Origin of the sequence: Actinoallomurus acaciae, assembly GCF_042429965.1 — a bacterium.
Lineage (GTDB): Bacteria > Actinomycetota > Actinomycetes > Streptosporangiales > Streptosporangiaceae > Actinoallomurus > Actinoallomurus acaciae.
Map to the genome: position 1 here is coordinate 17,663 of NZ_JBHLZP010000056.1, position 20,750 is coordinate 38,412.

General features: G+C 62.2%; 17 protein-coding genes and 1 tRNA gene. 6 read left to right on the forward strand and 12 right to left on the reverse strand.

Annotated elements, in window-relative coordinates; genetic code table 11:
- Nucleotides 1–649: 649 nt before the first annotated feature.
- Nucleotides 650–1,099 (reverse strand): methyltransferase domain-containing protein, encoded by a 450-nt coding sequence (locus tag ACFFNX_RS10725; RefSeq protein WP_378198779.1) that lies wholly within the window; start codon nucleotides 1,097–1,099, stop codon nucleotides 650–652.
- Between the two features lie 148 nt (nucleotides 1,100–1,247).
- Here ACFFNX_RS10725 and ACFFNX_RS10730 point away from each other — a divergent pair, with 148 nt between their 5' ends.
- Nucleotides 1,248–1,532 (forward strand): DivIVA domain-containing protein, encoded by a 285-nt coding sequence (locus tag ACFFNX_RS10730; RefSeq protein ID WP_378198782.1) that lies wholly within the window; start codon nucleotides 1,248–1,250, stop codon nucleotides 1,530–1,532.
- Nucleotides 1,533–1,708: 176 nt separating this feature from the next.
- On the opposite strand, the gene ACFFNX_RS10735 is transcribed toward ACFFNX_RS10730, so the two are convergent.
- The 3 genes from ACFFNX_RS10735 to ACFFNX_RS10745 form a co-directional block, all read right to left on the reverse strand.
- Nucleotides 1,709–2,614, reverse strand: a complete 906-nt coding sequence (locus tag ACFFNX_RS10735) for a DMT family protein (RefSeq protein WP_378198785.1) — start codon at nucleotides 2,612–2,614, stop codon at nucleotides 1,709–1,711.
- Nucleotides 2,615–3,990: 1,376 nt separating this feature from the next.
- Nucleotides 3,991–4,428 carry an Imm1 family immunity protein gene (locus ACFFNX_RS10740; protein WP_378198788.1) on the reverse strand — a complete coding sequence of 146 codons (438 nt, stop codon included), beginning with the start codon at nucleotides 4,426–4,428 and terminating at the stop codon, nucleotides 3,991–3,993.
- Nucleotides 4,428–5,282, reverse strand: coding sequence for a polymorphic toxin-type HINT domain-containing protein (locus ACFFNX_RS10745; protein WP_378198791.1), 855 nt, complete (start codon nucleotides 5,280–5,282; stop codon nucleotides 4,428–4,430). The genes ACFFNX_RS10740 and ACFFNX_RS10745 overlap by 1 nt, the downstream gene beginning before the upstream one ends.
- A gap of 6 nt (nucleotides 5,283–5,288) precedes the next feature.
- On the opposite strand from ACFFNX_RS10745, the gene ACFFNX_RS10750 reads away from it, so the two are divergent.
- Nucleotides 5,289–6,377, forward strand: coding sequence for an integrase core domain-containing protein (locus ACFFNX_RS10750; RefSeq protein ID WP_378198794.1), 1,089 nt, complete (start codon nucleotides 5,289–5,291; stop codon nucleotides 6,375–6,377).
- Between the two features lie 116 nt (nucleotides 6,378–6,493).
- Here ACFFNX_RS10750 and ACFFNX_RS10755 read toward each other — a convergent pair whose 3' ends face one another.
- A complete protein-coding gene (locus tag ACFFNX_RS10755; protein WP_378198797.1) occupies nucleotides 6,494–8,437 on the reverse strand; it encodes an ATP-binding protein in 1,944 nt (647 codons plus the stop codon).
- Nucleotides 8,438–9,473: 1,036 nt separating this feature from the next.
- On the opposite strand from ACFFNX_RS10755, the gene ACFFNX_RS10760 reads away from it, so the two are divergent.
- Together ACFFNX_RS10760 and ACFFNX_RS10765 are read left to right on the forward strand one after the other, a co-directional pair.
- Nucleotides 9,474–10,229: a hypothetical protein gene (locus tag ACFFNX_RS10760; RefSeq protein WP_378198801.1), complete on the forward strand. Its 756-nt coding sequence runs from the start codon at nucleotides 9,474–9,476 to the stop codon at nucleotides 10,227–10,229.
- A 103-nt stretch (nucleotides 10,230–10,332) separates the two neighbouring features.
- The gene (locus ACFFNX_RS10765) at nucleotides 10,333–10,731 is read left to right on the forward strand and encodes a hypothetical protein (RefSeq protein ID WP_378198804.1); all 399 of its coding nucleotides are present in this window, start codon (nucleotides 10,333–10,335) and stop codon (nucleotides 10,729–10,731) included.
- Between the two features lie 195 nt (nucleotides 10,732–10,926).
- On the opposite strand, the gene ACFFNX_RS10770 is transcribed toward ACFFNX_RS10765, so the two are convergent.
- On the reverse strand, nucleotides 10,927–11,421 hold the full coding sequence (locus ACFFNX_RS10770; RefSeq protein WP_378198806.1) for a DUF6650 family protein: 495 nt from the start codon (nucleotides 11,419–11,421) through the stop codon (nucleotides 10,927–10,929).
- A gap of 764 nt (nucleotides 11,422–12,185) precedes the next feature.
- Between ACFFNX_RS10770 and ACFFNX_RS10775 the strand changes: the two genes are divergently transcribed.
- The gene (locus ACFFNX_RS10775; protein ID WP_378198809.1) at nucleotides 12,186–12,830 is read left to right on the forward strand and encodes a hypothetical protein; all 645 of its coding nucleotides are present in this window, start codon (nucleotides 12,186–12,188) and stop codon (nucleotides 12,828–12,830) included.
- 484 nt (nucleotides 12,831–13,314) lie between these two features.
- On the opposite strand, the gene ACFFNX_RS10780 is transcribed toward ACFFNX_RS10775, so the two are convergent.
- The 4 genes from ACFFNX_RS10780 to ACFFNX_RS10795 all read right to left on the reverse strand — a co-directional run bounded on the left by ACFFNX_RS10780 (nucleotide 13,315) and on the right by ACFFNX_RS10795 (nucleotide 16,810).
- Nucleotides 13,315–13,414, reverse strand: a tRNA-Lys gene (locus ACFFNX_RS10780).
- Between the two features lie 542 nt (nucleotides 13,415–13,956).
- Nucleotides 13,957–14,643 (reverse strand): hypothetical protein, encoded by a 687-nt coding sequence (locus ACFFNX_RS10785; protein WP_378198812.1) that lies wholly within the window; start codon nucleotides 14,641–14,643, stop codon nucleotides 13,957–13,959.
- 122 nt (nucleotides 14,644–14,765) lie between these two features.
- Entirely contained in the window at nucleotides 14,766–15,053 is a 288-nt protein-coding gene (locus ACFFNX_RS10790) for a hypothetical protein (protein WP_378198816.1), read from the reverse strand.
- A gap of 185 nt (nucleotides 15,054–15,238) precedes the next feature.
- On the reverse strand, nucleotides 15,239–16,810 hold the full coding sequence (locus tag ACFFNX_RS10795; RefSeq protein ID WP_378198819.1) for an RHS repeat domain-containing protein: 1,572 nt from the start codon (nucleotides 16,808–16,810) through the stop codon (nucleotides 15,239–15,241).
- An 877-nt stretch (nucleotides 16,811–17,687) separates the two neighbouring features.
- Between ACFFNX_RS10795 and ACFFNX_RS10805 the strand changes: the two genes are divergently transcribed.
- Complete coding sequence (locus ACFFNX_RS10805) at nucleotides 17,688–18,374, forward strand: DDE-type integrase/transposase/recombinase (RefSeq protein WP_378198822.1); 687 nt, start codon at nucleotides 17,688–17,690, stop codon at nucleotides 18,372–18,374.
- Nucleotides 18,375–19,376: 1,002 nt separating this feature from the next.
- Here the strand turns inward: ACFFNX_RS10805 and ACFFNX_RS10810 are convergent.
- Both ACFFNX_RS10810 and ACFFNX_RS10815 read right to left on the reverse strand, forming a co-directional pair.
- Nucleotides 19,377–19,715: a hypothetical protein gene (locus tag ACFFNX_RS10810; protein WP_378198825.1), complete on the reverse strand. Its 339-nt coding sequence runs from the start codon at nucleotides 19,713–19,715 to the stop codon at nucleotides 19,377–19,379.
- A 237-nt stretch (nucleotides 19,716–19,952) separates the two neighbouring features.
- Nucleotides 19,953–20,675, reverse strand: coding sequence for a hypothetical protein (locus ACFFNX_RS10815; RefSeq protein WP_378198867.1), 723 nt, complete (start codon nucleotides 20,673–20,675; stop codon nucleotides 19,953–19,955).
- Nucleotides 20,676–20,750 lie beyond the last annotated feature (75 nt).

Here is a 20,750-nt window from a genome sequence, read left to right on the forward strand (position 1 = left end):
TCGCGGCGTCGTCCATCGGCTCCTCTTATGCGTACATCGTTCGCATTTATGCGTACAGCATACGCGTAAGGTATGCCTAACTAAGAGGGATGGGAAGTGGGTTCCCCGATTCCCGTGGTCGGCCGGCGACACCATCAGGCCATGGCGAACCCAGCGAGCAGCAGGTCCGGCAGTGGCGACCGATCGAGCGCCGGGCCGCTACCATCGGCTCCGGCCTCACCACCGCGCGGCCGTCGTCGCAGCCGGCCGGAGAGTCATCGAACGCGACGGCCTGGACGCACTGTCCACGTGCAGCGTCACCAACGAACTCAACACCGTCCCGACGTCCTTCTACCGGCACGTCGCCGACCGACTACTCCCCACCTCGCGACGTGAGTTCCGGCTGGGACGAGATCGCACGTGCGCTCAAGCCCGGCTACACCGCACCGACCGAATCAGCGGAAATGGAGCGATGGCCGGAGTCCGCCGAAGAATGGGGACCAAGTACCCGACGATCGTGCGGCTGTGGCAGTCCCGCTGCACGTGCCGCTCGGGACTCAACTGGCTGGGGCGGCCCGAACCACCACGCGCGTGTGTCGTTTTTCCGCGACCAGGTGACCATCAACGTCGCAGGCGGTCCCGGCGGAGTGGACCTCGATCCACGTGTTCGTCAGCGATCGGCCGGCTGCTCGCGGTGTAGGCCGTACGCACAGACGCCGTCCGCGCGTTCGAGGGCGACCGAACGCGTCAGCCCACGCACCCGCAGAGGCACCGCAATCCTGCCGCCGGTGGTGAGCTGATCGGACCACGGGGGTGGCACGTCCCAGGCTCCCGCGGTGACGATCAGCCTGTCGTACGGCGCGCCGTCGGAGTGGCCGTACTCGCCGTCGCCGCAGACCACGTGCACGGTGCCGTAGCCGACAGCCGCAAGTCCGTGCCCGGCTGTATCAACGAGGTCCTCGTCGATGTCCAGGGTCGTCACGTACCCGTCCGGGCCCGCCAGGTGCGCAGGCAACGTCGCGTTGTAGCCCGTGCCCGCACCGATCTCCAGGATCCGGTGACCCGACTGCACGTCGAGTTGCTCAAGCATCTGCGCGACGATGCTCGGCGCGGACGCCATGCTGCGCGGCCGGCCGTCTGCCCGCGTCGGTGCTCATCCTGCGGTCGTGCTCTGCCGGTGACTCGATTCGCCTTCCACCCCGGCGGCGTGCGTGACGTCCTGCCGGGAACAGGGGCCGACAACCTTCTCGCCGTGCTACAACGCGTTTGTGAACGACTACAGGCTGACGCCCGAAGGCGTCCGTGCGAAGCAATTCCCTACGACCAGGCTCCGGCCTGGTTATGACGAGACCGATGTCGATGAGTTCCTTGATCTGGTGGAGAGCGAGATCGCGTTGTTGATCCGCGAGCGCGAAGACGCCCGTGCCGCGCTGGAGGAACTCCGCCGGATTCTGCCGAAAGACCAGACGCTGGATGAGTTGACCTCGAAGGTGGCCGCGCTATACCGGGTTATCTGGGGAGAGCCGCACCCGGAAGCCGAGACGGCGACGTAACTCCGCTCGGAGAGATCGCCGGCGTACGGCAGCCCCATCGGGGCCACCGGGCCGTCACCCGAACTTCGTAGGCATTCCGCAGCGCTTCATTTGCTCGGCCGCACACGCCCCGGCCCCACACGCTGACAGCATGTCGAGAAAGAGCTGCCACGCAGGAGCGCCCGGAACGCTGCGGGTCAGAGCTCCTCCGGGAGCGGAGCCCCGGCCATGGCCTGCTCCGTTTCACCGAACCGCGCGACCGCCACGGCACCCGCGACGGCCAAGAGGAATCCGGCCGTCGCCACCGAAGCGTATCCGGGGCGCGATGCGTCACCGAGCCAGACGACGCCGAGGGCGCCGGGCACCACCGTCTCACCCACGACGAGGGCCGCCGTCGCACCGTTGACCGAACCGATCTGGAGGGCGACGGTGTGCAGGTACATGCCGCCGACCCCGCCGGTCAGAATGGCGTACAGGGCCGGGTCGGTCAGCAGCGCGCCAGGGGCGATCGGGTCCGCGCCGTTCAGCACGCGCACACCGACGCCGACCGCGCCGAAGCCGAGGCCGGACAAAAGTCCGGCCAGGATCGCGGCCTTCGCCCCCAGCCAGCGCACCCCGACGATGCCACCGCCGATCACCAGTGCCGAGGCCACCAGCAGCCACCAATGTGTGGAGGTCGAGGTACGGCCGCTTCCCTCGTGACCTGCCGCGGCGGCCAGCAGAACCAGAGCCGAGCAGACCACGGCGATGGAGAACCACTCGGGTCGGTTCAGCCGGATGCCCAGCATCTTGATGCCCAGTAGCGCGGTGATCACCAGGTTGGCGCTGATCACTGTCTGCGACAGGAACAGCGGCAACAGCCTGGCAGCCAGCGCGCCGAGGCCGAAGCCGACGACGTCCAGCACGGTTCCGGCCAGGAACTCCCAGGTCACCGCAGCCTTCGCGGTGGACACAAGGCTGGGGCCGCCGTAGGAGGTGATGCCCGCCGTGGACATCGCGGCGGCCTCCCTGTGGGCCGACTTGCGCGAGCCCACAGCCTGCAGCACCGAGCCGGTGCCGTAACAGGCCGATGCGGCGACAGCGGTCACCAGACCTGTGATCATTCAGCGCTCCGTCCGTGTACCGCCGACCGGGGATTGCGGCGCCACGCACGGGATACACGGCGTCGTGGGCAGCGTCCGGATCACCACCCTTGTACGGCTGGACGCCCCACGGGGGGCGAGAAGTTCCGCCAGAGCCTCTCCCGCCGACGGCAGAGCCTCCCTGCGCCGTGCCAATATCCGCGCATTCGATCTCAGCGGAGGCGTTGGACGATTCCAAAGAACGCCTGGGCTTTGATCCCGCACCGCAACGCAGCGGCCCGCTTCGCCATCTCATGGCCACACGGCTGACGTCGCCCGGCGGGCAAGACCCGATTCACCAGAGCCGTACCCCTGCACGGCGGGCGACGCTGATCGTGCGTTCGCGACCGAACGTCGTCTCACGTCCAGAAGAACCGCAGGTCACAATCGGCAACCGAGTGTCGCCGACTCGGGTACCTCGGCTGCTTCACCTACGCACTCTTGCCAACCGCAAGAACGGTCACAGCCCGCACATTCGCCCCCGCGACCGGCGTCAACGAGGACATCGCGAATAGCCAACAGCGTCGGCAGCCTCGCCGCCCACCTACTCGACACCTCCAGCAACAACGAAACCGAAGTCCACCAAAGTGCGGCACCCCAGAGAGCGTCATCGATATCCGCCAACGCGACACACACCGAATCCGGCATCGTCACCAGAATCGGCGGAGTGCTCGACCTCGGCCCACCCATCATTCCCAGCTGAAATAACAAGCCATTCACGGCGATAATCGGACGCACGGTCATCGGCAAAAGCGGACACGCACCAGCCAGTCAGTCAACCTCGAAACGGCCATCAATCACCAGTTGGCCACCACAAACACGCAGGTCACGCCCGTTCCCATCTGTGTGGCATCCCCCACGGGATTCGAACCCGCGCACCGTCGTGGCGACCATCGCGGAACGCAGGATGACTGCGTGTAGGAGTGTCCGGCGGGAACGGGGTGACCGGCGGGACGAGGCTACTGTTGCGATCGCTCTTTGGCGCAGCATCACTGCGGGCCAGCCGACGGCCCCGGCCGACAAGATCATGGCATTCGAGCACCCACGGGCCCAGGCCGCCCCAGAACGCACACTGGGCACCCTCGACAGCGTCGAGAATGCCCAGCTCAGTACGGGTGCGCCGCCAGGGACTTGAACCCCGAACCCGCGGATTAAGAGTCCACTGCTCTGATGTCAGGTCAGTGCTCTCACTGTCGGTCTATGCCGGTTCGTCCGCGACTCCGACGATTCCGGTGTCATGGCATGTCGCCGCGAGCCATGGCGTGCCGCGACGTACGAGCACCCATCGAGCAACCACGGTTCCGATGATGACAGCCTGTTCGCCAGGGCACGGATCCTGTCCTTAACAGCCCAGATTCTCACCAAATCTCCGGCACCTGCCATTGGACACATGCCGGCCGCTGCCCTCCAGAGACCAGAAACTCCTTGACGGCCCGGCATACGAGCTCGATGGGAATCTCCGAACGATCCGGGAACTCTGTCACCTGCCCCGTAATAAAGTAGGAAACCTCCCCCCGACCTTCCGACGGGCCAAGCGTCACCACATTCCCTACCTCGGCATCCATGAATGCGAGGACACCAACCTTTAGGCTCGCGTCAATCCCCACCAAAAGCTCGTGGTCAGGATATCCAGAAGGAAGCACCGGCCGTTCCAAAGAATGGAGTTGGGCTAGATTGTGATAGGCCGGCCCCGTAAGAAGTGCATCGATTAGCTCATCGACATCCTCACCGGAACTGAGGATCACCGGCTTCTCGGCATGCTCCTGTCGATATACCGCCTCTACGCGGTTTTCCATCAGGGGGTCCCTCCATATTTCTTCGACGCCCAGCCGCCGCTTCCGTCCGGCCAGTGTACCGTAAGCGTCTTATCAGGACCGAGAATGGTATTCAGTACATTATCGCACCCGAGCCTAACCATACAGGGACCCGTCGGGTTATTAATCACAAGATTCGCATCATCGATTCCGTCCCGAATCATGATGGCGGCGAACTTTTGTTCGGCATCGCTGGCACGAGCCGAATTCGCCGCCCCCGGCAACACACCTTGGCCTCGGAGTCGCCCGTTGACTATCTTCAGCAAATCGGCGTCACCGCGCTTGTTTCCGCTCACCACATCGTATGTACGGCCATCCGCAGCAACCCCAGAGCCAGACGTCGGACCCGTATATTTCGGAAGCCCAGCTCCTGCTTCGGCTGGGTCGAAGCAGTTGTGGACCAGAACCGGAGCGTCGCCCGCTTTTACGTAGAACGTATGTAGCTTAGCAACGGTCAGGTCGCGTACAACCGGGTGACCTGGGCGTGGGGCAGCGCTGATGACGCGGACCGACTTGCCGGTCGGCGTGCGGAGTGTGTCCTGGCGAGTGAGGTGGTCGGCTCGGGTCCATGCGTGAGTAACGGCATTCCAGAACTTGTGGTGTTCGGTGGCGATGATTACGCCGGTCTTGTGGCCGCTTTTACCGTCGGTATCAACGGTGATCTTAATCAGCTTTTTGTAGTTGGTGCCGCCGAATGATGCGATGACTGGTTCGGCGCGGACTTTACCCGTCTTGGGATCTGCGGCGAGGACCTTGTCGCCTGTCCCGCTCGAAAACTCGGTTTCGTACGGTGACCTGGGGTTTTGCTGCGGGATCAGAGCTGCGGCTGAGACCATCTCGAGGTGCTGTTATCGCTCGTCTATCGCTTGCTGAGGTGCCTGTTCGGCCTGCTCGCGGTGCTGGTCCGGTCTGACGTGTCCAAGGACGTTGAGTTACTCGTGCTGCGTCACGAGAACCAAGTGCTGCGCCGTCAGGCTGTAGGCCGGCCGCGATGGGATCACACCGACCGGCTCTGGCTCACGGCGCTGTCACGGCTGGTGAACCGCTGCCGATGGGCCGAGATCTTCCCGGTCACCCCGACCACGATCTTGCGCTGGCACCGCAGCCTGGTGGCCCGAAAGTGGACCTTCACCGAACGGCGCCGGCCAGGACGACCCTCCACCTGTGCGTCGCTGAAGACGCTGATCCTTCGGATGGCGCGGGAAAACCCGACCTGGGGCCATAGGCGGATCCAAGGTGAGCTGGCGCGGTTGGGGTATACGATCGCCGCTTCCACGGTGTGGGAGATCCTGCACACCGCTGGCATCGATCCCGCGCCGCGGCGGACCGGGCCGAGCTGGCGGCAGTTCCTGGCCGCCCAGGCACACGCGATCCTCGCCTGTGACTTCCTGGTGGTCGAGACGGTGCTGCTCAAACGGTTGTACGTGCTGATATTCATCGAGCACGGCACCCGAAGACTGCACCTGGGCGGAGTGACCGCACACCCGAGCGGTACGTGGGCGGTGCAACAAGCCCGCAATCTCACCATGGACTTGGGCGACCGCCTTGAAACGCTGCGGTTCCTCATCCATGATCGCGATCCGCTCTTCACCGCCGCGTTCGCCGAGGTGTTCAAGTCCGAAGGGATGCGGATCATCACCACCCTGCCGAAGACACCGCGGATGAACGCCATCTGCGAACGCGTCATCGGCACCCTCCGCCGTGAACTCCTGGACCAGACCCTGATCCTCGGCGAACGCCATCTGGCACTGGCTCTCGGCGAGTACCTCCACCACTACAACGCAGCCCGGCCGCACCAGCCCCGGAGCCAGCGACCTCCAGACCTTCAAACACTGCCGACCCGGGACGCGGCCGACCTCACCGACCTGCGAACCATCCGGCGAAGACCCGCCGTCGCGGGCCTGATCAGCGAATACCACCACGCCGCATAGCCACAGGCCAGGCCACATGACCCAATTTTCGAGCGGCACAGGCTGGCAGCCAAGGCCCGCGCCGCCGCGGTTGATCGTGTCCCCCTCTTCCGGCCATCGGTGCAAGCAGCCGCCAGCTAGGATTCATCCTTCTTCAACGCATCCGGCAGCAGCTTCTCGTGCGCCCGCCGCAGGTATTCAATACCTTCATCTCGGCCAGAGCGGTACTGCAAGCTATCACTCAAGAACTTCAGGCGATGCTTAGCGTCAGAGATGACCTCTGCCCACGTCTTAGCAATAACGCGGTACCGCTTGGTTTGCTTGACCACGCCCGGTGGTCTATCGGGTGATGTGGCCTCTTCGGTCACGTAGTCGTCGAGTTTGTTGCCGATGATCCAGAATTCCCAATGCACGTTGGGCTGGTTAAACCGCTCGTCCTTCCCTACGGCAAAGGCGTAGTCTTCGATCTGCTGCAACTCTTTCCGGCGGATCGTGACATTAGGTCGCTTCAGCTCGACTACGAGATGCTCCAAGCGATTGTCGCGGTTCTGCATCGGCCGCGACAACACCAGATCTGGAACCGCCTCCGTACCATCCATGCGCGTGAGCGGCTCGGTGCCGGCCAGCTCGACGTCTTCGCCCAGGAGCTCCAGGTGCTTCCGCAGAACCACAAGCAGCCGATCATCGTCACCGGTGAGGGCGTACTCCTCCCCGAACAGCCAGGTCTCCTCAGCAAGTATGCGATGCAACTGCCGCCGTTCGAGTGTCTGCTGCTTCGGAGCCTTGTCGAACAACAAAGCGTCAAGGCCGTTTATGAACGCCAGCCTGTCAGTGATCATGCGGGCAGTTACGATCACTGAGGTCAGCGGAGTCCGTTGCAGGAGCTGGGCGAGCTCCTTTAGCTGTTCCTCCGAGAGATCGACGACTTCAGCGAGCACCGTTCGAAGGTTACTGGGGTTGGTTTCCAGCGCCTCTTTGATGAGCCGCAAGGAGAGCTTCCGTGCGCTTGTCTCAGCCGCTTCGACTGACTTCGCCGCGCTTACCGCAACGACTTCAAACAGCTCACGCTCGCTGGCCTCGATCTCATTAGCCGGCTCACCGGCATACGGATAACTCCGTTCCGCCTTCCATCTGCGAACCATCTCGCTGCGCTTGGCCTCGATACGCTCCTTGAAATGCCGTCTCAAGGCGTCACGAGCAGCTTCGATGACCGGAGCCATGGCCTCATGACCGAGGTCAGCCAGTAGAATGTCGTGGCCGAGCTCGCGAAAGCCTTGCCACCGAACGTACGCCGTGAAGTCGAATCCAGGGGCTTGCACGCTGGGCAGCATGTCGTGAAGCGCCATCCCGTCCGCATCACATAGATACAGCGCACGACGCACCGGCTTCTTCCATTCAATGACAACCACGGAAGCCCGACGGCCGTCGCCAAGCGCCTCCGTGAGATCGTACTCCTCTCTAAAGTCTTGAAGGTCTTTCGGATCTACGAGCTGTCCCTGCCACCGTATTTCAGCTGGATACGATTCAAGATAGAGCGCAAAGGTGGTTGCCAACTGATGGATCACCGAGGGACGGTCGAGGGCACTCTCTGCTTCCGGATGAATCGCCTCGATCCGTACCCGCGTGCCCGACCGTTCCGAAGTTGGCACCACTGGTGGTAGGTCGAACTCATCAAGACTCTCTTGGGAGCCGCTAATGACAATCTGTTTGCGTTCGCCTGTGTCGTCCTGCGCGACGGAGCTCCACGATACCCGCCTGCCGATGCCGAAGGCGGCATACCGTCCCTTGCCGTTGCTGCCATGAAGTACTCGCCGTTTTTCTCTGGTTACGGCCGCAGAACGTTTCCAGGACTCACCCAAGGCTCCGAAGGTACGACTAGCCTCTTCTTCGGTCATGCCGTGGCCGTTATCGGTGATAGTGACCGACCGTATAGTCTCGATACCTCCTCGCTCGACATCTGCCGCGACCTCTGTGGCGTCGGCGTCCAAGGCGTTCCAGATGAGTTCGGTAAGACCCTGTAGAGGTGAGCGAATCAGGCCCTGAAGATGGTCCCGGCTAAGCTTCACGGTTACGCGTGCCACAAGTGACATACTGACATCGCCAAACGACGCACCGCGATAACAGGCGGATATCGGCCTAAAACGGCCGTGCTCATCGACCAGACGACAAGACACTCCAGCGCGCCGCCCAGCCCTTCGCGGCCTCTGCCATCGCCAGTATCCAATCCGCCGGATCGTTGCCCGATTTCTTCACACATCCGCGCGCAGGCGTGTGCGAAGACCGATGCCTGTAGGGCGCCAAAACTGTGTCCACGGCCTCTGAACTGCAGTTTCTGGATCAGTCGGTGATCTTCATGCCGCCCGGTCGGACTCATGAATCAGCCCGCCGAGGACCTTGCGACGTCGTATCCGAGCCGTCGCAAGGTCGGTGACCGGGGCTGCGATGCCGCTGTCCGGTGGCCGCAGGTTCCGGCCCCAGTGCGGGCGACGTACTCATCCAGGACCGTCCGCAGTCGCCGCGCGGTCCGGTGATCAGCATCCGGTCGGTGACCTCGGATCGGACGGTACGCACCCAGCGTTCGGCATAGGCGTTCGCTTGCGGGCTATCTCGCGAACAGTCGAGACCATCAATGGCAAATGGCGCGGTAACTTCGGGATAGGGGCTCCGAGCGCGCTGCGCGTCTCCGGCTATCGCGTCGCTCGCGCCACCATCTGACCCTGAACCGCACGAGGACGGATCCAGACGATGGAGGAGCGCGGGAAGATCGGGTACGAGCTGGCCAGAGCGCGGGAGTACCTCGACGAGCGGCGCGGACGGGACACGGTGAGTGTCTGAACGGTCAATGCCGATGGCGTCTTATACGGGCCCGGCTCCACCGCGACGGCGGCGTCTGCCAGTGGTCGACAGAAAGCGGCATCTGCGGACAGCACGCGACTGACGTCGACCTCCAACACCCCGCACACCTCTGCGGCGCCGACCTGCTCAAGCTCCCCACGAGGCAAGCGCGGCAGCAACTCGCATCGCGACCAAGCGCTACCGCTCCGTTGAGTCGTGAGGTTCTGTCAGTGCCCGAAGCCATAATCGGGCCACCGAACAGAACCTCACCGAGGGAGAGCCATGACAGAGCGCGAGCGAAGCTACACCACTGGAGTTTCCGGAGCCCTGCATGCACTGTGCGGCAGACGCTGCTACTGGCCAGACTGCAACGAACCGGTCGTCCGCTTCGTCGAGGACCAGCCGGTAAACAATCTCCAGATCGCTCACATCGCTGCTGCTAAGCCGGGCGGCGCTCGCTTCATCAGCATGCCGCCGGAGGAACGCAAGTCCTTCTCGAACCTCATCCTGCTCTGCCATCCCCATCACACCTTGGTCGACAGGCTTGAGCCGGACAAATACTCGATCAAACTGCTCCAAGAGTGGAAGGCGCGGCGGGAGGGACCCGAAGGCGCCGCATTACGCGGAGTGCGTGATCTCACCGAGGACCGCCTCCAAGAGATGATCTTGGAGGCGGTCGTTGCACGTGACAAGCGCATCGATGCAGCGATTAAGCGCTTTGAGGAAGTGGACTTCGAGGCGGCCCGGGTCCTACGGGGCATGCTCGAAGAGCTGAATTCCCTTCGCACCTACGGTTCCGTTCTCGATCCAGATGTGGTCTCGATGCTCCACGACGCCGCCACCACCCTCACGCCAAACGTGAACCACGACACGGTGATCGGGCTTTGTCACGCCGCGGATACGCTTCAAAACCAGAACTTGAGCGATACCGCCGTGGCTCTTAACGCAGCGGCAACGGGACTGTCGAGCATCCCTAGCCTCGTCGATCAATTGCACAGTGTCGTTCAGCAGCTTGAGAACGCACGGGGATACATGTAGTAGCGCAGGCTAGGGCGCTGCCCCCGGCGTCGCACCAACGTCGCCCGCATCGGCATTGCCCCAGAGGCTCTCTACGGTGTAGGGCTCGAAAACCTCGGTCAGGGTGGGTGACCTGCGCCATTACGACACGATCACCGCGGTCCGTACGGCAGGATCAGCACTCGTGCTGGCCTCGTTCATCTACAAGTCAATGATTCAGTTCGCCCAGTTCATGATTCTGCGGTTCCGCGCCGATGTCGACAAAGAGGTGGAGATCCTCGTTCTTCGCCATCAGCTGGCAGTGCTGCGCCGACAGGCCGGCAAGGTCAGAACCGCGCCAGCCGATCGGGCCGTGCTCGCCTTGCTGTCTCGGCTCCTGCCCCGCGCACGATGGCCGGTGTTCTTCGTGACACCGGCAACGCTCTTGCGCTGGCACAGAAATGCGGTCCATCGAGGCCCTCGTCGAGCCGCGATGCTGGTGGGCTTGCCGGAAATGGCGGAGGATCGCGGCGTACACCTTTAACACTCAGTTGGCCATCGAGGGTCGCACAAGCCTGATACCGCGCACCAATGACCCGGACTTGTGGGGGAAGGGTGATCAGGTCTGGAGGTAGAGACCGGTGCAGCGGTCCACAATCCCGATGACAGTCAAAGATCGACGACCACGATCCGCGAGGCAAGCACCGCCGCCTAGTATGTCGCCGCACCACGAGCGGGATCACTCGTAAAATCCGGGAATCCAGGAGGAGTCGCCGTCGTCCGTGGGCGGCAGGATCGCGGCCAGATCTTCCTCGACCGGTAGATCGAATTTCTCGGCCATGGTGGCGATGGCCAAGCCCATCACCGTCCGCAGGTCTCCGAGCGCAAGGCTCAGCGGATCTACTGTGTGCGGGTTTGGGTCTCTGTGGCGGAAGTTAGCGGCCTCCGGTCCTGCCCTGTCGACGAACTGGCGACAGGCCGCACGCATGGATCGGAGGACTCCCTCTAGCGTCTTCCCCGGGCGTGCTGCCTCGATCTGCTGGGTCAGGAATGCTCGAATCTGCAGGGCAGATGTAACACAGTGCATTTCATCTTCTACGTATCGCTCGCCAAACAAAAGGCGCCGATCCTCGAGGAATATGATGGCCTGGCGTGCTACGTCCTTATCGCCTTCGACCGTCTCCCATTGGAGGCCACCAAACGAGGTTGAGATACCTGTAAGCCGCTTCGCCATGCGACCACTCTATCGAGTTGACGACCGCCGCACGTCGATCATCCTGAAGGATTTGATTGGACGCTGGGTCTGCATGAGCGCACTATCTTCGGCATGAGCGGGATGTGAAGGACTCAAACGCGAGGTCCACGTTCTGCTGCCCCGCGCCTCAGCACCTGTTCGCTCGCAAGGACCGGTCTCGTCCCCGCCTCCTCACACACCGTGACCGGCGCCGCTCCGCGCATTGGGTGCGATGTTTGCTCGTCGTTTGCTCGGACGTCGCGGTACCGCCCATCATCCACCGACACAACCCGGCATCAGAACCGACAGAGTCGCAGACAAACCGACATAGAATGACACTGAGAGTACCGATATGACATAAGGGCTGTGGACTTTTAATCCGCAGCTTTGCTCGGGCAGGAACGTCAGGAAAACCGCAGGCCAGGACCTGCAGCGCCGCCATGCCTATGCTCGTCGTGGCGGCATCGCCGACCGGTTCGCTGGCGGAGTTCATAGAGGTGGCGTGTGGAGCCTGTCGGCGGTCTGACGCGAAGTCTGGGCTGGTCATAAGGCGCTGGTCGCTGTAGCCAGCCCGCACTATGGCCACATACCCCACGACTCCAGCGCAGCATCAGCCACGCCGGGCGGCCAGAAAAAGCTGTGGGCAGGCGCTCCTGCATCGCACGACGGTTGACGGATTCGTTACAGGCAGGGTCGCTGTTAGCGATCTCCGCTTCGGGACAATCTCCGTGCAACATCACGAGCCCCCAGCCAGGAGACGCTCCGTGGCCAGCCTCGTTCGCCGCCTTCTCCTCCCCCTGGCGGCGCTACTGCTCGTCGCCCCCACGGGCTGTTCCACCACCAGCACCAGCGGCGGTACCGCTGACGCCGGCACGAAACCAGCAGCAGGACAAATCCCCACCGGCGCCGGCCCGCAGCACCATTACACCGCGCAATCCCAACCGGCGGCCGGCACCTGCCACTACCGCCACACCGGCGGCCAGCCACTCCCCGACCCCGCCTGCACGCCCGGTGCACTCAACCCGGATGTAACCCCCGCCACGATCACCACGACCATCTGCCGAAAGGGCGGCTACACCGGCGGCATCCGCCCCCCGGCCAACATCACCGACAAAGAAAAACACCTGAACGCCGCCTCCTACGGCTACACCGACTCCCTCCACGACGCCGAATACGACCACCTCATCAGCCTCCAACTCGGCGGAGACCCCAACGACCCACGCAACCTCTGGATCGAACCGCCCTCCCCCGGCCACAAACCCGGAACAGGCCCCAACAACCCCAAAGACGGCGTCGAAACCCAGCTCCACACCACCATCTGCAAAGGCACCATCACCCTCACCGCCGCCCAACACGCCATCGCCACCAACTGGACCACCGCCGAATCAACCCTCGGCATCGCCCGGTAGCCCGCCCATGCTCGGGAATCGCCACCGGTCCTTAAGAGTGCTAGCGAAAACGAGGTGACGGACGGGAACACGTGGGTCGCTTCTCGAGAGGACGGGGATGCCCGCGGGGGAGGCTGCCCCCGGTTCGGGCTCTCAGGTTCGCATTTGGATGGCGCAGGGGCGACGCCGGCGCGAAGAGGTCGATGGCTAAACCCGTCGGCCCCGAAAGGCTTGAGGCAGGGGCTGGGGCACGCCTACTCCTGATGCTGGTGGTGCGATTCGAGTGACCGTGAACTGTCAGGTCCCCGAACCTTTCGGCGCCAGCGCGTCAGGTTTCGACCCGTCCGTAACCACCCGGCGCAGGCACCGCCGCAGGCCTGCCGACGGCCCCGTCCGACAAGATCATGACATTCGAGCACCCACCGAGCACCCGGAGGTCGCAAACCACCCCAAAACGCACACTGGGCACTCTCGACAGCGTCGAGAATGCCCAGCTCAGCACGGGTGCGCCGCCAGGGACTTGAACCCCGAACCCGCGGATTAAGAGTCCGCTGCTCTCGTGTCAGATCGGTATTCTCGCTGCCGGGTTGTGCTAGTTCGTGCGCGACTCCGTTGGTTCGGCTACCGGATTGTGTTGCCGCCTGACGGCACGTACCGCGACATACGAGCACCCACGGAGCACCCCATCATCCCCCGACGGGTTGATCAGCAAAGTCGGATCGTCGCGCCAGCTTGTGTCCGAAATTCTGCGGGGAACGAGGTCGAGGACTTGGAGGCTTCCAAACTTGGCAGCTGCGTCAATGCACCCAGGCTTTGCCCGTTGGCCTGGCCACCGCGGCTGCCGTGATATCGATCCCGACCGGGCCAGCTTCACCATCGCCGGGCAGACCACCCGCGACCAGCTCCTTGAGGCGGCGAACACCCTCCCCGGCACTACCGTGGACGTGACCGACACGCCCGGCCGACAGGTCCTAACCGAACCGCTGCCCACCCGCCGGCTGCGAGCGTTTCCCTACATCGTCAAACGGCGCCATCTCCAACTACCAGGCCCGCGCCCCCACCATCGACCGGACCAGCTAAAAGTCACAGTCAGAATCGACATAATCACCCCGACAGCCTCTTGACGATCAGCATCACGGCCTCGACATCAGATCCGCAACCACAAAGGAGAGTTTTTCCAGTCGCTAGATCCGACAACGAATCCTTTAAACGCTTCCACGACGAAATCGACATCATTTGTCACTTGACGATAATGGCGCGATGGGCCGCCTTCCCGATATTCAAGAGCGAACGTACCCACTGGCGCGTGAGCATTTTCTCCGATGCCGACCTGAATAAACTCTCCAGGCCGATGCTCCAACCACGCATACCAATTAGTCGAGGAGAGTCGCTGGAGCAGATCGCGAAGATCTTCCGGCCTTGGATCGACGATTCGACCGCCATCACAAAACTGGAACCTGAAAGGGTATTCGCCACCCATTTCACTCGAATTATAAACTTGGCCAGCCTGAGGATCGAAGTAGAGAAGCCCATGACGATCCGCCAACTGCCGCACGTAATCCTCTATCTCACCGGCCCGCGACCAGTCAATATTCATGATGACATAAGCATCGGTCACCTCGGGACTACCATTCCAAGGCGACGAGTCGAGCTCTTCATCTGCCAATTCCTCCAATGGAGGAAATTCGGCAATTAGATTTCTATAAAAAGCACCAACCCAGGCATCCGACTCCACTACCGCGCCAAGCCCGGTACAGATCTTTCGATATGTATCGGCCGCCTCCTCGGACGACAAGGGGCGCATAGAGCGCCATATACCGATATCAAAGCTCACAGGAACACCTCCTTTCGGTACCTTACTCGCTGCAACCCAGTCACAGCATCATCGCGCGGGCCTCGACCGAACATCATTGAGCCGGGGCCTTGAGCCGACCTGCCCGACAGCTCGTCAACGCACTACGGAACCCAGACGTCGAAGACCCCCTCCAGCAAGATCCCGTCCGGAGTCTCGACGCTGTTCCCCGGCATCCTGAGCCAGTTATCAAACTTAGTCTGATCTGGATTTCTAGTGGCCGTGCGCGCCTTAGTCTCTATTCCATACCATTTACCATCTATTCTTACCGCACCGTCATAAACTCGCAGCTTAAAACCCTCAACTCGAGCGTATACCCGCTCGGGAAGAACGGTTGCCCCATCCACAGAAAGCGCATCCCATGCGAGCTGCTCCTCGTCGGCACCTTCCACTCCCGGCGTTCCATGCCTTGGCGCAAACTTGCCAGACGCGGTTCGCGGAATTGGCAGCATTGCCAATGCGGCAAGGCCACCGCTACCCGTACCCACTAGGAGCTCTAGCCCAGACTTGAATAGCCGCTCAGCCCGAGTTGAATCTAGAAATCCAACACTAGAACTTGTGTGTAGGAATATATCCTTCAATCGGTAATTACATGGGGTTTCCTGACCTGCACAAATCTGCTGCCATTTATGGGCACTGCCACGTGAGGGCTAATCTGGACTAGTTGTGGGATCGCCACTCCGTTAGAGTTATTGCGCCCCATATTGGTCGTGCTGCAGGTAGGGTCGAGACATCCACCGCCGCCAGAGCTCCCTGTATTTACCACACCGGTTGAGCTGTGGGTATTACCGGAATCATCTTTCCAGCGACAGCCCGAATTTCCTGGTTCGTTAACGCAGCCGTTTTTGCCGGTTGGATCGGAGACGTTGGGTGGATCGTTATCGGAGTAGGTGTAGCCGTTCCAGCTTTGCGGGTTCTTCGAGTCGAAGAGTGGGTCGACGGAGATGAATCGGCCGGCGTCGGGGTCGTATTCGCGGGCGCCGAGGTGGGTGAGGCTGTCGGGATCGATAGTGCCGCCGACGAATCCCTTGTCGTTGGGCCAGATGCCGGTGGGGCTGCCGCGGAACTGCCCGAACGGGGTGAAGCGGCGTTGTGTCTCGGTTTGGGTGGTGGCGTCGATTGCGAGTTCGGCGCTGCCGTGGGGATCGGCGGAGATGAACTGGACCCCGGAGGCGGTGCGCATCGCGACCACGGTTGCGGCATGGGTGTAGTAGCGGGTGCCTGTGACGATGTTGGTGGTCTTGTCCAGGCGCAGTTCCATGTTCGGCAGGTACAGCGTGGTGCTGGTGGGGTCGCGCCGCAGGATTCGGTTGCCGTCGGCGTCGTAGGCGTAGCTGGTTGTGCCGGTGGAGTCGACGGTTGTGGCGAGGTGGCCTTCGTCATCCCAGGTCAACGCCTGGGAGGCGTTGCCGATTTGTCGGCTGGTGGTGTTGCCGTCGGCGTCGTAGTCGAACGTGTCGGTGCGGTCGCCGGCGGCGCCGGTCTGTGTCACTGAGGCGAGTTGGTGCTGGCCCTGTCCGGGGTCGGGGTAGTCGTAGGTGCGGGTGGTGTCGGCGGCTACCGCGCTGGTGCCGTGGTCGGTTTCGCTGGTGCGGTTGCCGGTGACGTCGTATTGGTAGCTGGTCCAATACGGCGCAGGTCCGCCGAGTGTGCTTTTGTCGGGATCCGCATCACAGGCACCGGTTGGTGTCCAGGCTTCGGTGAGGCGTTGCAGGTAGTCGTAGCGGAAGCACTGGGTGTCGGTGCCGGCCCTAGAGGTATCGGTGATCGATTTGAGGTTTCCGGCGTCGTTGTAATCGTAGATTGCGTCGCGGTCGACGCCAGCGATGCCTTCCCGTTCGGTACGTGACTCGTGTAGGCGCTGGGTACCGTACTCATAGGAGTAGGTCAGCCACGCCTTCTTCACGCCGGTCGACAGTTCGAATTGTTCAGGTTTGCCGGTGAGGGAGTAGCGGCTGTTGGTGACGTAGTCGGAAAGGCCTTTCGTCGTGGTGGGCCGCTGGAGCGTGTCGTAGCCGTAGGTGACGACCTCTGCCGACATGCCCGTAGCGTTGGGAACCAGGGGGAACCCGATGGATTGAAGCGTGTTGTCGATGTTGTGTGGGGTGTTGTACTGGTAGTTGCCGGCGAGTTTTTCCTCACCGGGCACCGATGGGATCGTGTAGGTCGTACGGGTGGGGTTGTTGAGATTGTCGTAGGCGTTGTTCGTGGTGACGTAGCTCGCGCCGCCGATGTTGCGTGTGATGCTGGTCAGTTGCCCGTGGCGGATCGTGTCGTAGACCCAGGAGGTTAGGACCGTCCCGGTTGGCGAGTCTTTGCGTTCCTAGTTTTGCGGCCAAACGCGTCGTAGCCGATGAAGATCTTCTTGCCGCGAGCGTCTTCAGTCGAGGTGATCTGGTCCAGGTCGTTGTAGGTCGTCTTGGCGACGCCTTTGTCCGGGTCGTTGGTCTGGACCTCACGGCCGCGCAAGTCGTAGGTGTGTGCCCATTTGTTGCCGGCGGCGTCGGTGACGGTGTCCGGCTTGCCGGCCCCCTCTCTGTCAGACTGCTGCGAGACATGGGACGAACGAGTCCTTTTGATGCGAAGCAGGGTGAGACAGGACGATCGGGACAGTGACGATGACCCTCGCCGACCAGGCCGCTGTGACGGGGCAGGATGGTCGGGTGACCGAACAGCAGCCGGGCCGGGCCAAGCGTCGGACGTTCACCAAGGCCTACAAGGCCCGGATCCTCGCGGCGTTCGACGCGCTGCCCGAAGGCAGCCCCGAGCCGGGGTGCCCTGCTGCGCAAAGAGCGGCTTTACCACTCCCACATCGAGCACTGGCGGAAACAGGCGGAGAACGGGACGCTGGCCGCCTCGACGGGGAAGCCGGAAAAGAGTGCCGAGGCCGATGAGCTGGCCCGGCTGCGGGCCGAGAACAAGAAGCTGAAGGACGCCAACGCCAAGCTGTCCGGTGAGCTGGGCAAGACCAAGACCGCTCTCGATATCGCGGGAAAAGCATTCGCGCTGCTTCAGGACATCTCAAGATGCGTAAACCCGAGTTGGAGGCCGATGGCCCGAACCAGGTCTGGTCTTGGGACATAACAAAGCTGAAAGGGCCGGTACGCGGCGTCTACTACCTGCTGTACGTCATCATCGACATCTTCTCCCGCAAAGCCGTGCATTGGGAGATCTGGCCCACCGAGACCGGAACATTGGCCAAGGAATTCATCCAGCACGCCATCGCCGCCAACGATGGGATCGCCCCAGCCGCGATCCACACCGACCGGGGCACGTCAATGACCTCGAATACCGTCACCGGCCTGCTTGCGCCACTCGGGATCGACCAGTCCCATTCCCGGCCGCACGTGTCCAACGACAATCCATACTCCGAAGCCCAGTTCAAGACACTCAAATATTGCCCGGCGTTTCCCGGGCGATTCGGATCGATCGAAGACGCGAATGTCTTCTGCGCCCAGTTCTTCGCCTACTACAACCACGAACACCGCCATTCCGGGATCGGAATGCACACCCCCGCCCCGGTCCACGACGGCACCGCCGCCGCGATCCAGGACCGACGGACCGCCACCCTGCACACGGCCTTCCTCGCCCACCCCGAACTATTCCGCGGCCAGCATCCCTCCCCACCGCCGCACCCGACCAAGGTCTGGACCAACCAGCCACCCACAACATCGCAGACCGACACTTCACCACAAACCACGCAAATAGCCTGACGTCTCAACCGGTTTGACAGGTTCCGGGACGATGCAACTGTTGCGATCGCTCTTTGGCGCAGCATCACTGCAGGCCAGCCGACGGCCCCGGCCGACAAGATCATGACAGTCGAGCACCCACGGGCCCAGGCCGCCCCAAAACGCACACTGGGCACCCCCCGACAGCGTCGAGAATGCCCAGATCAGCACGGGTGCGCCGCCAGGGACTTGAACCCCGAACCCGCGGATTAAGAGTCCGCTGCTCTCGTGTCAAATCGGTATCCTCGCTGTCGGATTGTGTCGCCGCGTGACGACACGTACCGCGACATGCGAGCATCCACCGAGCACCCACGATCAATGGCATGGTCATCATCGAACGCAGACCGCAGCGTGCGGTCCCATGGCCGAAACCTTCGGTCATGTTGTGGCAGTGCCCCGAACGAAAACTCGCAGCCGACGTTGTTGCTGTGGCCGCAGGCGGACAGCCGCGCTTCACAAGGCTGGGCGATCGGCCTGCCCGAACTGTTCCGCGCCACAGGATCCCCGATGGAGCGCGGAAGAGGTGTTCCAGACGACCCAGAACAGGGTCGGCCTCGACCACTACCAGGTCCGCAAGCATACCGCCTGGTACCGGCACATCACCCTCGCGATGGTCGCGCCCACGCCCACCTCGCGTTCCTCGCCACGGACCCACCCGATACCTCGGACGGCGAGCCCGGCGAGGAGCCTGACGGCCTCGCTACACAGGGGCCCGAAACAACCGGACGATCACCCCCTGACACCTCGAACGGTGACGATCCTGGCGAGCTGATCCCGCCCACCGTCAACGAGACCGACGCCTGCACGCCCACCTGAACCAGCCCCGACACCCCGCCGCCACCGAATCCGCTAGTCACGCTGGGACGCCGCCACCAAGCCCGCACCCACTACCAACGCCAGCAACGCCTCACCAATCACTAAACGCGACTGGAGTGCCAAGTCCACAAAATCCGTGATTTCGACTCTAGCAACGCAAGACGCAGTTTATCGATGTCCAATATCGAACATTTCAAAATATCTTGCGAAAATTACCGCGAGACCGTTTTCGTCCCGAAATTCAAGGAATTCATTCAGTAGATCAAAAAGTGCATTTACTGCCAGTCCATTACGTCTATTGTCAAGCTTTGCAATAGGCGAGCCCCAAGGACCATCCGGCAAAGCATGTCTCAGAATAAGCGCCTGCCAACTCAAGTTCTGACCATGGCCCAGACCGACTGCCAGCCACTCACTGAAGCCATCTAACAGCCGCCACGCATTACCGGCATCACAACCATTGACGAAAGCCGTCGCTCCAGCAAATGAGCCATCTAGGCCAAACATCATGGGCCTACGGAAGGCCTGCCGGAAGAGTTCTCTATAGTCCATACTAGAATCCAAAGTTAATTACGTCATGATAGTCGAATAGCTTTTTGTATTCGTCGACCGGAACTCCATTCCTTGGACTGAATTCATCATATACTCTGCCACTCCTCACCACGACTGTATGCGAATACCAACCACTATCCTGCCCTCTATAAGGGCCTAGTTGAAGCCTCCTATGCGGGTCAACTTGGATAGTTTTTATCTCACCACCGATTTTAGCTTGAATTTTTTAGCGACTTCTTCACACCCACTACTGCAAGGGATACTCGATGGAGGCGACTGCTTCCATTTCGGGCCGAGATCACCGCCGCCACCAAAAAGGTTTCGCTCAGCCTTTACCCCTTCTGGGCCGTGCCCTTCGAAGCCGAACGCTCCACCTGCAGCGCCAAGAGCATCGACAAAGGAGTTCCACGAAGCATTTCTCGAACAGACACCCTCGAAGTGACTACACGCCTCACTATACAGTAGGCTTTGTTGCATTTTGCAGCCGACGTCGTCGTTGCATGGGCCGAAGTAGCCGGAGCATGCTGCCGCCAAGGAGGAGCTGCCGAATTCGCAGCGTTTGAGCATGTAGTCGAAGATCGCTATACCTTGCTCGGGGCTTTTTGGATAGAAGGTGTAGACCGGGGTGAAGTGGATGACGACCGGGGGTTTGGGTACCGGCCCGTTTGCGGGGAAGACTGTGGGGTCGCAGTTGTGGTGGTCGCAGTAGTTTTTGTTGCTAGTAGGGCCGTGCGATCTTCCGTTGTCGTCGCGGACGGTGCCGGTTTGGTCCGTCCATCTGCAGCCCCCGCTGCCCTCTTCGCGGACGCAGGCGTTCTGGCCGTCGGGGTCGCTCTTGGTGGCGGGGTTGTTGTCGCTGTAGGCGTAGCCGCTCCACGATTGCGGGTCCGTGATGTCGAACAGTGGGTCGACGGAGATGAAGCGGCCGGTGTCGGGGTCGTATTGGCGCGCCGAGGTTGATCAGGCCGGAGGGGTCGATGGTGCCGCCGACGA